This window comes from Shinella pollutisoli (assembly GCF_024609765.1).
Lineage (GTDB): Bacteria > Pseudomonadota > Alphaproteobacteria > Rhizobiales > Rhizobiaceae > Shinella > Shinella pollutisoli.
In genome coordinates this window covers 26,572-39,219 of record NZ_JANFDG010000019.1, presented here as the reverse complement: position 1 = coordinate 39,219, position 12,648 = coordinate 26,572, and the positions used below count along the sequence as shown (strand labels likewise).

At 69.3% G+C, this 12,648-nt stretch carries 12 protein-coding genes; 1 reads left to right on the top strand and 11 read right to left on the bottom strand.

Annotated features, from left to right (window positions below):
* Positions 1 to 15: 15 nt before the first annotated feature.
* The 8 genes from NNZ72_RS16030 to NNZ72_RS15995 form a co-directional block, all read right to left on the bottom strand.
* On the bottom strand, positions 16 to 1,080 hold the full coding sequence (locus NNZ72_RS16030; protein WP_371747771.1) for an imelysin family protein: 1,065 nt from the start codon (positions 1,078 to 1,080) through the stop codon (positions 16 to 18).
* A 222-nt stretch (positions 1,081 to 1,302) separates the two neighbouring features.
* Positions 1,303 to 2,838: a di-heme oxidoreductase family protein gene (locus NNZ72_RS16025; protein ID WP_257316393.1), complete on the bottom strand. Its 1,536-nt coding sequence runs from the start codon at positions 2,836 to 2,838 to the stop codon at positions 1,303 to 1,305.
* A 49-nt stretch (positions 2,839 to 2,887) separates the two neighbouring features.
* The gene (locus tag NNZ72_RS16020; RefSeq protein WP_257316392.1) at positions 2,888 to 4,165 is read right to left on the bottom strand and encodes an imelysin family protein; all 1,278 of its coding nucleotides are present in this window, start codon (positions 4,163 to 4,165) and stop codon (positions 2,888 to 2,890) included.
* 204 nt (positions 4,166 to 4,369) lie between these two features.
* On the bottom strand, positions 4,370 to 5,659 hold the full coding sequence (locus NNZ72_RS16015) for an RsmB/NOP family class I SAM-dependent RNA methyltransferase (protein WP_257316391.1): 1,290 nt from the start codon (positions 5,657 to 5,659) through the stop codon (positions 4,370 to 4,372).
* A gap of 54 nt (positions 5,660 to 5,713) precedes the next feature.
* Complete coding sequence (locus tag NNZ72_RS16010) at positions 5,714 to 6,076, bottom strand: septal ring lytic transglycosylase RlpA family protein (RefSeq protein ID WP_257316390.1); 363 nt, start codon at positions 6,074 to 6,076, stop codon at positions 5,714 to 5,716.
* 352 nt (positions 6,077 to 6,428) lie between these two features.
* The gene (locus tag NNZ72_RS16005) at positions 6,429 to 7,304 is read right to left on the bottom strand and encodes an SDR family oxidoreductase (protein WP_257316389.1); all 876 of its coding nucleotides are present in this window, start codon (positions 7,302 to 7,304) and stop codon (positions 6,429 to 6,431) included.
* The gene (gene queG, locus NNZ72_RS16000) at positions 7,301 to 8,446 is read right to left on the bottom strand and encodes a tRNA epoxyqueuosine(34) reductase QueG (protein ID WP_257316386.1); all 1,146 of its coding nucleotides are present in this window, start codon (positions 8,444 to 8,446) and stop codon (positions 7,301 to 7,303) included. Before queG ends, NNZ72_RS16005 begins: the two co-directional genes overlap by 4 nt.
* A gap of 10 nt (positions 8,447 to 8,456) precedes the next feature.
* Positions 8,457 to 9,149: a glutathione S-transferase family protein gene (locus NNZ72_RS15995; protein WP_257316385.1), complete on the bottom strand. Its 693-nt coding sequence runs from the start codon at positions 9,147 to 9,149 to the stop codon at positions 8,457 to 8,459.
* 189 nt (positions 9,150 to 9,338) lie between these two features.
* On the opposite strand from NNZ72_RS15995, the gene NNZ72_RS15990 reads away from it, so the two are divergent.
* Positions 9,339 to 10,145 carry an undecaprenyl-diphosphate phosphatase gene (locus NNZ72_RS15990; protein ID WP_257316383.1) on the top strand — a complete coding sequence of 269 codons (807 nt, stop codon included), beginning with the start codon at positions 9,339 to 9,341 and terminating at the stop codon, positions 10,143 to 10,145.
* 364 nt (positions 10,146 to 10,509) lie between these two features.
* Here NNZ72_RS15990 and NNZ72_RS15985 read toward each other — a convergent pair whose 3' ends face one another.
* From NNZ72_RS15985 to pyrF, 3 genes are all read right to left on the bottom strand, one after another.
* The gene (locus tag NNZ72_RS15985; protein ID WP_257316382.1) at positions 10,510 to 11,490 is read right to left on the bottom strand and encodes a complex I NDUFA9 subunit family protein; all 981 of its coding nucleotides are present in this window, start codon (positions 11,488 to 11,490) and stop codon (positions 10,510 to 10,512) included.
* Positions 11,491 to 11,574: 84 nt separating this feature from the next.
* Positions 11,575 to 11,862, bottom strand: coding sequence for a DUF1330 domain-containing protein (locus NNZ72_RS15980; RefSeq protein ID WP_257316381.1), 288 nt, complete (start codon positions 11,860 to 11,862; stop codon positions 11,575 to 11,577).
* Between the two features lie 17 nt (positions 11,863 to 11,879).
* On the bottom strand, positions 11,880 to 12,578 hold the full coding sequence (pyrF, locus tag NNZ72_RS15975; RefSeq protein ID WP_257316380.1) for an orotidine-5'-phosphate decarboxylase: 699 nt from the start codon (positions 12,576 to 12,578) through the stop codon (positions 11,880 to 11,882).
* Between the last annotated feature and the right edge of the window lie 70 nt (positions 12,579 to 12,648).

The following is a 12,648-nucleotide window of genomic DNA, read 5'->3' as shown; positions in this document are numbered from 1 at the left end:
GGAAACCGGACGCCATCAGTCGCCGTCCGCGAAGGAGAAGCCGGCGCCGAGCCCGATCGCCCCGCCATATTCGGTGTCGAGGCGCAGCACGAGATCGCGCGCGTTGACGAGCAGGAAGGCGATCTTCTGCTGCTCCTCGGGCGTGCCGACCGCCTTCTCGATGTCGGGATCGATGGTCGGGGCGACGCGGCGTAGCGACTTCACCACGAAGTCGATATTGCCGGCGATCGATATGTAGTCCGGATCGATCAGCCCGGCCATGCCGCCCTTGTCGAACAGCGTCGCCAGCCCCTCGATATTGGCGTCGATCGACAGCCAGGTGTTGCCGGAGCGCCAGTAGATCGCCGATTTCGGCCGCGCCGTGCCGCCGTGGCGGTAGAAGGTCTCGATGCGCTGGTCGCGCACGGCTTCCGCGCCGTGGACGAGCACGCCGAGCAGTTCGGTCACCGCCTCGCGGCCTGTGCGGAAGACGGGGTTGTCCGGTCCCGGATGCTTCCAGGCCCCGGCGATGCCGTCGGGCGCATCCCAGGCGGCGGCAAGCTCGCCCGCCACAGCCGCGATATTGGCGGCGACGGCGGCGCCGTAGCGGCAGCGGAAGCTCTCCGGCTTTTCCAGCAGCGTATCCGCGCCGGTGCCGTAGAGCACGAATTCGAGCGCGCCGAACCCCTGCACAGCGACGCTCTTGTGCGGCAGGGCGTCGGCGGAGGCGTCGGCCTCGTTCTCGCGCTGCAGCAGCGCCTGCACCTGCTTCAGGCCGGTGCTCTTGCGGTCGGGATAGAAGAGGATGCGCTCGAAGCGGTTGCCCTCGATGACGGGGCCGACACGGACGATCTCGATGCGCGACCAGTCGGCGATCGCCGTGCGGAAGGCCGCATCCACCGCCGTCCGGCTTTCCGACGAGGGCGCCTTGCAGAAGGCCCCGACCGTCTCGGCGAGTTGCCTGGCCGAGGCGTGGAAGGCGCGGTAGCCGGGCCGGATGACGTCGTCGACGGCCTTGGTCATCACGCCGGCGACGACGCTCGCGTCGCCGAGGTCCGGCGGCTCCGGCGTGCCGCCCTCCTGGGCGAAGGCGGGCAGCATCGCCGAGAACAGGAGGCCGGCCGCGAGGAGCAAACGCGCCGTGTGCCGCCTGGCCCCCTCATCCGGCCCTTCGGGCCACCTTCTCCCCCCGGGGGAGAAGGGGATGCGAGGCGCTGGCTTTTTTCCCCTTCTCCCCGGCGGGGAGAAGGTGCCGGCAGGCGGATGAGGGGACGTTTCCGTCCAACGGGAAAGAGAGAGGAAAGATAGGCGCCGGGTCAGCATTCAGAGGCTCTCCAGGAAGGTGAGAAGGGCGTCGCGGTCCGCCTTGGCAAGCGCCGCGAAGCGGTCGCGCGCGGCCTGCGCCTCGCCGCCGTGCCAGAGGATGGCTTCGGTGAGGTTGCGGGCGCGGCCGTCGTGCAGGAAGAAGCTGTGGCCGCTGACGGTCTCGGTGAGGCCGATGCCCCAGAGCGGCGGCGTGCGCCAGTCCCGGCCGGACGCCACCCCCACCGCCTGCCCGTCGGCGAGGCCCTCGCCCATGTCGTGCAGCAGGAAGTCGGAATAGGGCCAGATGAGCTGGAAGGCATGGGCCTTGTTGGCCGCGTCGCGCCGGGTCACGAATTTCGGATGGTGGCAGGCGGCACAGCCCGTCTCGTAGAAGAGGCGTTTTCCGGCAAGCGTCCCGGGAAAGCTCGCCCGTCTGCGCGCCGGCACGGCGAGGTTTTCCGCATAGAAGGCGACGAGGTCGAGCACGGGGGCGGGGCCCTCGGTATCGCCGAGGCGCGGCTGCACGCCGGTCGCCCGCGCAAGGCAGTCCGTCTGCGCCGCCGTGCAGTCGCCGTGGTGCAGCGGCATGTCCGGCGTCGAGAGACCGATGTCGTGGGCGAAGGCGTCGGCGCTCTGTCGGCGGACGGTCGGGTTCTGCGCTTTCCAGCCGAAGCGGCCGAGCACCTTTTCGCCGGTCGCCGGATCGAGCGTCACGGCGGCCTTGCCGCGGATGCCGTCGCCGTTGCCGTCGTCCGGGTCGGCGAGCGCCAGGATGTCGGCCTCGTGGATCGCCTCGATCAGGCCGAGGCCGAGGATCGGCTGGGTGACGCGCGGCGAGAGCGTGGTGGCGGGGTCGAGGTCGCCATAGGCGAGGTCGGCGACGGAATAGCTCGGGTGGCGCAGGCGGACGGTCTCGCCGCCGGCAAGCGTCACGCTCTCCTCCGCGTACTCGATCACCATCCGCCCCTCCGCCTTGAGGCCGGGAATGGCGAGGTCCTGCAGCTGTCGGCCGTAGACGGGATCCGGCAGGCTCATCTCGCGCAGGCTCGCAAGCGCTTCCTCCTCCTCCGGCGTGGCGGGGGCGCGGGCGAGGCGCAGGAACATCGAGGTCGCGTCCGCCTTGCCCTCCGGCGGATGGCCGCGGCCGTCGCGCACGTGACAGGAGCGGCAGGCACGGGCGTTGTAGAGCGGCCCGAGCCCGTCGGACGCCTGCGTGGAGGAAGGCGAGGAGACCCAGAGCTTGCTGAAGAGCGCGTTGCCGAGCCGGAACGATTCCTCTTCCTCGGGCGTGAGGTTGGCGGAGAAATGCGAAAAGCTGTCGGCGTCGACCGAGGCGGTGGAGGTCGCGGCGCCCGCGGACATCACCTCGTAGCGCTCGGCGGCGGAGAAGTCGGTCGCGGGCCGCGTCACGGCTTTGACGCGCGCCATGTCCTCGGGGGAGAGGTCGCCGCGCTCGCGCTCGAAGGCGCCCACCGCGCCGTGGACGAAAACCCCCGCCGCGACGGCAAGCGCGGCGGAAACCGCGAGAGGACGACGGGCGGGGCGTTCGGTCATTGCAAGATCGGGCCGCGCGACCCGGAAAGGAGCGCGGCCCGCCTTCTGATCATTGGAAGACGGCGTCAGGATTATCCAGGCTGTCGGAACCTTCAAGCGCGATCTCGCCGAGGTCGAGCGAGGCGATCACGCGCTGGATGGTCTTGGTCTGGTCGATCAGGCTGTCGACGGCGGCCTGCACGGCCTTGTTGCCCGCCTCGTTGCCTTCGCCGATCATCTGGTCGTAGGCCTCGCCGCCTTCGGCGCGCTTGACCAGCGCTTCGAAGGCCGCATGGCTGGCGTCGAGCTTGCCCTTCATCTCCGTGTCGAGGGCGGCATCCTTCTCGGCGACCAGCTCGGAGAGCGACGGGCCGGTGAGCTTCGAGCCGTCCGGCCGGGTGTATTCGCCGGTGTAGACGGTCTGGATGCCGACAACGTCGTAGTAGTGCGAGTTGTGCGTGTTGTCGGAGAAGCAATCGTGCTCCTCCTCCGGATCGTGCAGCAGCAGGCCGAGCTTCATGCGCTCGCCGGCGAGCTCGCCGTAGGAGAGCGAGCCCATGCCGGTCAGCATGGCGGTGATGCCGGCCTTCGGATCGGCAGTCACGGTCTTCGTCCCCTCGCCGTCCGGCGCCCAGGCGGCGACCATCTCCTCGAGGTCTGTGACGAGGAGCGAGGAGGCGGCCTTCAGGTAGGCGGCGCGGCGGTCGCAATTGCCGCCGGTGCAATTGGCCGTGTCGAAGTCGGTGGCCGGGCGGTTGCCGGCGCCGGGGCCCGTGCCGTTCAGGTCCTGGCCCCACAGCAGGAACTCGATGGCATGGTAGCCGGTCGCGACGTTCGCCTCGACCTCGCCGGCCTCGTGCAGCGTCTCGAGCAGCTCGGGCGTGATGCTGGTGGCGTCGATCGCCTCGCCGCCGATCTCGAGCTTCGGATTGGCGATGACGTTGGCGACGAACAGGGCGTTCTCGTCGCTCTCGGTGCCGTAGCCGGCGTCGACATAGTCGATCAGGCCCTCGTCGAGCGGCCAGGCGTTCACCTTGCCCTCCCAGTCGTCGACGATCGCGTTGCCGAAGCGGTAGGCTTCCGTCTGCTGGTAGGGAACGCGCGACTTCAGCCACGCCTCGCGCGCGGCCTTCAGCGTCTCGTCGGACGGCTTGGCGATGAGGGCGTCGATTGCGGCGTCCAGCGCCTTGGCGGCGTCGAGCGAGTCGGAGAATTTGGCATGCGCGATCTCGGCATAGTGCTTGACGATCGCCGCCGGATCGGCGGCCGCGTGGGCCGCACCCACGGCAAGGCTCGATGTCGCAGCGGCGAGCGCGAAGGCGGCTGCGCGAAGGAAGGAAGTGGTCATGACGTCTCCTGGTGTCCTGTTCAGCTTTGTCCCCCCGCCCGGAGGTCGCGGCCCGTTCGGGAAGCGGCGGTCACCGGGATGGCCCGGCAGGACGCCGGGCCCGGGTCTATTCAGGCTCGACTGTCATGGACCAAATGAAAACTTGTGTCAAAGCGTATAGTTTAGAACGATTTCAAGTAAAGCCCTGCCGGACTTCGGCCGCCGTCAGGACTTGCGGGCCATCGCGCAGAAGAAGAAGCCGTCCGTGCCGGTGGTGGCCGGCGTCAGGGTGAGGGTCATGCCGTCCGGTGAGCGGGGCATCGGCGCCGCGGCGCCGAAGAGATCGCGCCAGCTTTCCGCCGCGGGCAGGATCGTGAAGTCCGCATTGGCGGCGCAGAAATCCCGCGTCTGGCGTTCGTTCTCCTCGGGCAGCACCGAACAGGTGACGTAGAGCAGCCGCCCGCCCGGCCGCACGAAGCGTGCAGCGTTGTCGAGCGCCTGCCTCTGCTGGGCGATGCGTTCGGCGAGGTTGCGGTCGGTCAGCCGCCATTTCGTGTCCGGCCGCCGCCGCCAGGTGCCGGTGCCGGTGCAGGGCGCGTCGACCAGCACGCGGTCGAAACGGCCGGCGAGCGGCGAGAGGGTGGAGAGGTCCTCATGGAGCTGGACGTTGCGCGTGCCGGCGCGCTTCAGCCGCTCGACGATCGGGGCGAGGCGCTTGCGGTCGGTGTCGTAGGCGTGCACCTGGCCCTTGTTGTTCATCGCCGCGGCGATCGCGAGCGTCTTGCCGCCGCCGCCGGCGCAGAAGTCGAGCACTTGCTCGCCCTCGTGCGCGAGCGCGAGGTCGGCGACGATCTGCGAGCCCTCGTCCTGCACCTCGAACCAGCCCTTCTGGAAGGCGAGGTCGGCCGTCACGTTCGGCAGGCGCGCGGGCCCCTCGCCGGCGGGGATGCGGATGCCGTTGCGGGCGATCGCCGAGGCCTGGGCGCCGCTGCGCTCCAGCGCCTTCAGCACCTTCTCGCGGGTCGCCTTCAGCGTGTTGACGCGCAGATCCAGCGTCGGGCGCCCGGCGAGCGCCCTGGCCTCGTCGAGCCAGGCGTCGGAAAAGCCCGCCTCGAAGGAGGGCTGCACCCATTCGGGGATGTCGCCCTGCACGTGCGGGGCGGCGTCCTCCAGCCGGCGGTCGAAGAAGGCGGCGAGCCGCTCGGGCGAAAGCGGCGCGGGGGCGAAGCGGTCGCCCTCGAGCTCGGCGGCGATCGCCTCCGGCGCCAGGCCCCATTGCCGGAGCAGCACCGCATGGCCCAGCGCATAGGCGCTGTCGTCGTCCATCAGGAAGGCGTGCGAGAGCTTCATGCGCAGCGCGTCGTAGACGATGTTGCCGATGGCGGCGCGGTCGCCGGATCCGGCGAAGCGGTGGGAGAGCCCCCAGTCCTTGAGCGCGTCGGCGACAGGCCGGCGCCGCGTCTCGATATCCGTCAGAACCTCGATGGCTCCCGCGAGCCTGCCGCCCAATCGCATCCGAACACTCCGTTTTGCGTCGTGGTAGCGGTCAAGCGCGGCGAGGGCAAGCCGTCAGCCGACGATCTGGTAGCAGATCTTCGCGTGGCCGGAGCTGATCATGCCGATCTGCGAGGCGGCCGCCTTCGAGAGATCGAGCACGCGGCCGCGGATGAACGGGCCGCGGTCGTTGATGCGCACGACGACGCTCCTGCCGGTGCGGGCATGCGTGACCTTGACCTTCGTGCCGAAGCGCAGGCTGCGGTGCGCGGCGGTGAGCTTGTTGGGGTTCATGCGCTCGCCGGAGGCGGTGCGGGAGGTGAGCGCATACCAGGAGGCCCCGCCGCAGCCGGCGGCGCGAGCATCGGAAACGGAGGTGAAAGTGGAGAGGGCGACAAGGAGGGATGCGGCGGCGTAAGCGGAGAGCTTGGTCGTCATTGAGCGGATAACCTTCCGGGAAAGTCGTGAGCTTTCTTTGTGAAGGGCGCCCTATGTGGAAGCAAAAATGGCGAAAAAGGGACTCAACCGATCGTGAAATATAGTGTCCCTGCCGTGAGCAATACACTCCATCGCGGGCGATGGATTTCCGACCGCGTGAAACAGGACTGGAAAAGAGCTTAGGAATCAGCTGCTAAGCCGGATCGACTTTCATGTTGGAACGGACGGGCGGAAAGCGCGGAAATTTTCGCAAAAAAATTTCAATATTAGCGGAATATGCACAGGAATCCGGAGGCAAAAATGGGGCAGATAAATTTCCGGTTGCATGAAATCGCAGAACGCCCCTCCGGCCTCAGCCGCGCCAGCGGCCGGAGGCGTGGAGCTCGGCGAGCGATTGGCGGTAATCCGGGAAGCGGAAGGCGAAGCCCGCGGCCTTGATCCTGGCGTTCGAGACGCGCTTGTTCTCGCCCCAGAAGGAGCGCGCCATCGGCGTCAGCTCGGCCGTCTCGAAGGGGATGTCCGGCGGCACGGGAACGCCCATCAGCCTTGCCGCTTCCGCCACGACGTCCTGCGGCGGGCCGGGCTCGTCGTCGGTGACGTTGAAGACGCCGCCGAGCCGTTTCCCGGCGAGGAACAAGGCCGCGGCGCCGATGTCCTCGACGCGGATCCGGTTGAAGACCTGGTCCTTCTTGATCAGCCGCCGGGCGGTGCCCTCCGCGATGTTGCGCAGCGCGTTGCGGCCCGGGCCGTAGATGCCGGACAGCCGCAGCACGGCGACGGGCAGGCCCGCCGTCGCGCCGAAATCGAGCCAGCGGTTCTCCGCCTCGACCCGCTCGACGGATCGCGCCGAGACCGGATGCAGCGGCGCGTCCTCGTCCACCCAGGCGCCCTTGTGGTCGCCGTAGACGCCGACGGTGGAAAGGTAGCCCGCCCATTCGAGCGCCGGCAGGGCCTCGGCAAGCGGGCGCGCGCCGGGGCGGAAGAGCGGGTCGCCCGCCTTGCCGGGAGCGATCGACTGCACGAGGTGGGTGGCGCGCGCCATGGCGGTGGCGAGCGTCCCGGAGACCGTCTCGCCGTCGTAGAGGATCGGCTCGATGCCGCGCGCGGCGAGGCCCTCCGCCTTCTCCGCCGAGCGGGTCGTGCCGGCAACCGTGAAGCCCGCCGCGCGGAAGGCGTCGGCGATGGCCTTGCCGGAAAAGCCGGCGCCGAGGATCAGGAGATGCGTCATGGGCTGGCGGTCCTTGCTCTTTCGTATTCCACGCGGACGTCGGCATCGGCGTCCTCGTTCCTTCCTGCCGCAAATTGCCGGAATTCGCCAGCCGTCATCAGCCGCGACAGCGCCCAGGCCGCCATGCCGCGCACGGCCGGCGACGGATCGTCGGCAAGCGGGAGACAGTGTGCGATCAGCGTCCGGTCGCCGGAGTTGCCGGCGGCGATCAGTACGTTGCGCACGAAGCGGTCGCGGCCGATGCGCTTGACCGGCGAGCCGGAGAAGAAGGCGCGGAAGGCGGGATCGTCGAAGGCGAGGAACCCGGCGATCCCCGGCGCCTTCAGCTCTTCGCGCGCCGTCAGCTTCATCTCGGCGGCGGCGGCGGCGAACTTGTTCCAGGGGCAGGCGGCGAGACAATCGTCGCAGCCGTAGATGCGGTTGCCGATCCGCGGCCGCAGCTCCGGGTCGATCGGTCCCTTGTGCTCGATCGTCAGGTAGGAGATGCAGCGGCGCGCGTCGAGCCGGTAGGGCGCCACGAAGGCGTCGGTCGGGCAGGCGTCGAGGCAGGCGCGGCAGGAGCCGCAATGGTCGCGCTCGGGATCGTCGAAAAGGAGCTCCGCCGTGGTGAAGAGGCTGCCGAGGAAGAGCCAGGAGCCGTGCGTGCGGCTGACGAGATTGGTGTGCTTGCCCTGCCAGCCGAGGCCGGCGGCGGCGGCGAGCGGCTTTTCCATGACCGGCGCCGTGTCGACGAAGACCTTGACGTCGGCGCCCGCGCGCACGGCGAAGCGCGTGGCGACCTCCTTCAGCCTGCCCTTCATGATGTCGTGGTAGTCGCGGTTCTGCGCATAGACGGAGATCGCCGCGCGGTCGGGCATGGAAAGCACGGCGCGCGGGTCGTGCGCCGGCCCGTAGTTCATGGCGAAGACGACGATCGCGCGCACCTCGCCCCACAGCACGCGCGGATCGGCGCGGCGCGCCTCGGTCTCGGCCATCCAGTCCATGCTGCCGTGGTAGCCGGCGGCGAGGAATTCGGCGAGGCGGGCGGGCGCCTGCGGGATGGCGTCCGGCCGGGTGATGCGACAGAGGTCGAAACCCTTGTCCGCCGCCTCCGCCTTGACGAAATCGGTGAGGCGCTGCCTGAGCCTGTCCGCGCCCGGCACCGGCCTCTCCTCAGAAGTCCAGGTCCGCGTAATGCGAGACGGGGGTGACGCCGCGCACGCGCTCGGAGAGAAGCGGCCGGAAGGAGGGGCGCGACTTCAGCCGCTGGTACCAGTCCTTCGCCTGCGGCGCGTCCGCCCAGTCGATCTCGCCCATGTAGTCGAGCACCGAGAGCGTGGCGGCGGCGGCGAGGTCGGCATAGCTCAGCCGGTCGCCGGCGAGATAGGTGCGCGAGCCGGCGAGCCAGGAGAGGTATTTCATGTGCTGGCGGATATTGGCGCGCGACGCGCGCAGGATCTTGCTGTCCGGCGGCCCGCCGCCCTGGTCGGCGGTCATCTGCAGCTTGAAGATGCGCTCGCGCACCAAGGGCCGCGTCACGTCCTGCTCCATCTTCTGCAGGAACCATTCGGTGAGGCGGCGGATCTCGGCGCGCTGGAACGGGTCTTCCGCCAGAAGCCTTCGGTCGCGCTTGAGCACGCCGTGCGTCTCGTCGAGATATTCCGAGATGATCGCCGCGCCGCACAGCGCGCGCATGCTGTCGTCGACATAGACGGGCAGCGTGCCGGCCGGGTTGAGCGCCAAGAAGTCGCGCCGGTTTTCCCAGGGCTGCTCCTCGGCAAGCTCCGCCTGGAAGCCGTATTCGGCGAGAATCAGGCGGACGAAGCGGGAGGCCGCGGACATCGGGTGGTGATAGAGTGTGGGCATGGAATGCGTTGCTTTGCTGGTCTCGCGAACGGGAGAAAGGGGTCCGGCCCGCCGCGAATGCGGTGATTTGGCCGGCACCGATTTGACGAAGCTATAGGAATTTGGTGCTACAAACACAAGCGAATCGGCCTTTTGTAGGACGGCCGCTTCGTTTCCCGCCTTCCCGCCGCCTGCATCCAAGGATTTTCCATGGCCGACCAGTCGATCGTCAGCGCTCTCATCCTCGGCCTCATCGAGGGCCTGACCGAATTCATTCCCGTCTCCTCCACGGCCCATGTGGTGCTTGCCGGCCATTTCCTCGGTTTCGAGTCGCCCGGCAACGCCTTCGCCGTGCTGGTGCAGCTCGGCGCGATCCTGGCGATCCTCGCGGTCTATGCGGCAAAGCTCATCCAGATCGCCGTCACGCTGCCGTCGAGCCCGCGCTCGCGCCGTTTCGTCTTCTCGATCCTGCTGGCCTTCCTGCCGGCCGCCGTCATCGGCGCGCTCGCGCACGGCTTCATCAAGTCCGTGCTGTTCGAAACGCCGGCGCTGATCTGCGTCGTGCTCATCGTCGGCGGCGTCATCCTCTATGCGATCGACAAGCTGCCGCTCGCCCCCCGCTACCGGGACGCGATGGACTATCCCCCCTCGCTCGCCTTCAAGATCGGGCTCTGCCAGTGCCTCGCCATGATCCCCGGCACCTCGCGCTCGGGCGCCACCATCGCCGGCGCGCTGCTGATGGGCACGGACAAGCGCTCGGCGGCGGAGTTCTCGTTCTTCCTGGCGATGCCGACCATGGTCGGCGCGTTTGCGCTCGATCTCTACAAGAACCGCGATGCGCTGTCCTCGGACGACGTCCTGCTGATCGCGGTCGGCTTCGCCGCCGCCTTCGTCTCCGGCCTCTTCGTCGTGCGCTCGCTGCTCGACTTCGTCTCGCGCCGGGGCTTTGCGCCCTTCGCGTTCTGGCGCATCGCGATCGGCACGCTGGGGCTGATCGCGCTCTGGCTCTACGGCTGAGGCGGTCTTACCTGACGGAGGCGGTGGTGCAGGGATCGACGCCGTAGGCCGGCGCGCAGCCCTGCTTGCCGGCCGAGACGGTGGTGGGCGCGGCGAAGGATCCGGCGATGATCACGAGAGCCGAGAATCCGAAGAAGATTGCAATTGCCTTGCCCATTGCCGGAGGAGCCTTTCGAAGCCTGAGAGTGCGCCGCGAACCGTTGTGTCATTGCGCGACGGGCGCGGTGTTTAGTCGCTGGCCCGGCGACAATCAATATCCCGTCATGCTGAATCCGCCGTAAACGCCGCATGCGTTTTTTAAGGCGCTGCATAAGTGCAACAGGTGGCCCCGCCGGGCGGCGGGGCTGGCGGCGGATGCGGGAGGTCAGGCGGCCTTGCCGGTACGGGTGAACTGGCCCTGCGGGCGGTAGCGCACGAGGTAGCTCGGCAGGATCGCCTCGGCGAGCACGGGCTGGATGCCGATCCCCTCGAGCGTGCGGCCCTCCGCCTTCGCCGCCTCGGAGACGACGTTGTCGGAGCGCAGCAGCGTCACCTGGTCGGCCGTCAGCGGCGGCTTGACGAAGGGGATCAGCGAGGCGGCCGAGCCGATCAGCGAGGCGATGCCGAAGGGCAGCGACACGAGCGGGCGCTTGCGGTCGACGATGCGCAGCATCAGCTCGAGACACTGGCGGAAGGTCATGACCTCGGGCCCGCCGAGCTCGTAGACCCGGCCGCGGGCGATGGTGCCGTCGACGGCGCGGGCGACCGCCTCGGCCACGTCGGCGACGTAGACCGGCTGGAACCTCGTCTCGCCGCCGCCGATCAGCGGCAGGGCGGGTGCGAAGCGCGACATGGCCGCGAACTTGTTGAAGAAGCCGTCCTCCGGCCCGAAGATGACGGAGGGACGCAGGATCGTCGCGTCCGGCAGGGTGCGCAGCACCGCGGCTTCCGCGCGGCCCTTGGTGCGGGCATAGGCGGAGGCGGAGCTCTCGTCGGCGCCGATGGCGGAGACGTGGGTGAGCGTGGCGCCGGCCGCGCGCGCGGCCTCGGCGACGGCGCGGGCGCCGAAATCCTGCACGGCGTCGAAGGAGTTGCGGCCGCTCTCGAACAGGATGCCGACGCAGTTGACGACATGGTCGGAGCCGGCCACGGCGCGGTCGACCGAATTGCGGTAGCGCAGGTTCGCCTGGACGAAGGAGATCTGGCCGACGCCGCCGATCGGCTGCAGGAAGAAGGCGAGGTCGGGCCGCCGCACGGCGACACGGATACGGTAGCCGCGCCGTGCCAGCGCGCGCACCACATGACGCCCGACGAAGCCCGAGCCGCCGAAGACGGTGACGAGCGGCGGAAGGTTGGACAAGGTCATGAGGCTGCTCCTGGAAAAGGCTGTCGGTGGGTCCGGCCTACATAGCCCAAAGCGCGGGCGAGGTGAAGCGCGACGAAGCGCCTCTCAGATGCCCTCGACCACCACCATCTCGGCATCGGCCACTTCCTGGCGGATGGCGGCGGCGACCTGGTATTCCGGCGAGTTGTAGCAGTCGACGGCGGCCTGGAGCGAGGGGAACTCGATCACCACGTTGCGCGCGCGCACCGGCCCTTCCAGCCGCTCGCAGGCGCCGCCGCGGGCGAGAAAGACCGCGCCGTATCTCTCGAAGGCGGGCTTGGCGGCCGCGACGTAGTCCTTGTAGCGTTCGGGGTCGCGGACATCGACCCGTGCGATCCAGTAGCCCTTCGGCATGGTTTCCTCCCTTGGGTTCAGTTCGTGAGCGCGCCGTCCATCTCGGCGAGGATCGCGCGGGCGGCGGCGAGCGGGTCGTCGGCCCTGACGATCGGCCGGGCGACGACGAGGTGGCTGGCGCCGGCCGAAAGCGCGTCGGCAGGCGTCATCACGCGCTTCTGGTCGCCGGCGTCGCTGCCGGCGGGGCGGATGCCGGGCGTGACGATCGCCAGCTCCGGCCCGACGATGCCGCGCACGGCCGCCGCCTCCTCCGCCGAGCAGACGATGCCGCCCATGCCGGCGGCGCGCGCCTGCCCGGCGCGGCGCAGCACCAGCGTGCGCGGATCGCAGTCGTAGCCGGCGTCGATCACGTCCCCGGCGTCCATCGAGGTGAGCACGGTGACGCCGAGCAGGCAGAGATCGGAGCCCCTGGCGGCGGCGACGGCGGCGGCCATCGCCTTCGGATAGGCGTGCAGCGTCAGCATCGACATGCCCATCTTCACGATGTTCTCGACGCCCTTCGCCACCGTGTTGTCGATGTCGAGCAGCTTCATGTCGAGGAAGACCTTCTTGCCGTCGCGGGCGAGCTCGCGGGCGAATTCCAGCCCGCCGGCGAAGACGAGCTGGTAGCCGATCTTGTAGAAGAGGACGGTGTCGCCCAGCGCGCCGACCGTGCGCTCGGCCTCCGCGACGGTGGGCACATCGAGGCCGACGATCAGGCGGTCGCGCGCGGACATGGTCAGAACCCTTCTCGTGAATCCATTGCCGTCCAGTCGCACGGGACGGCGCGCTTCGCAAGACGGGCGG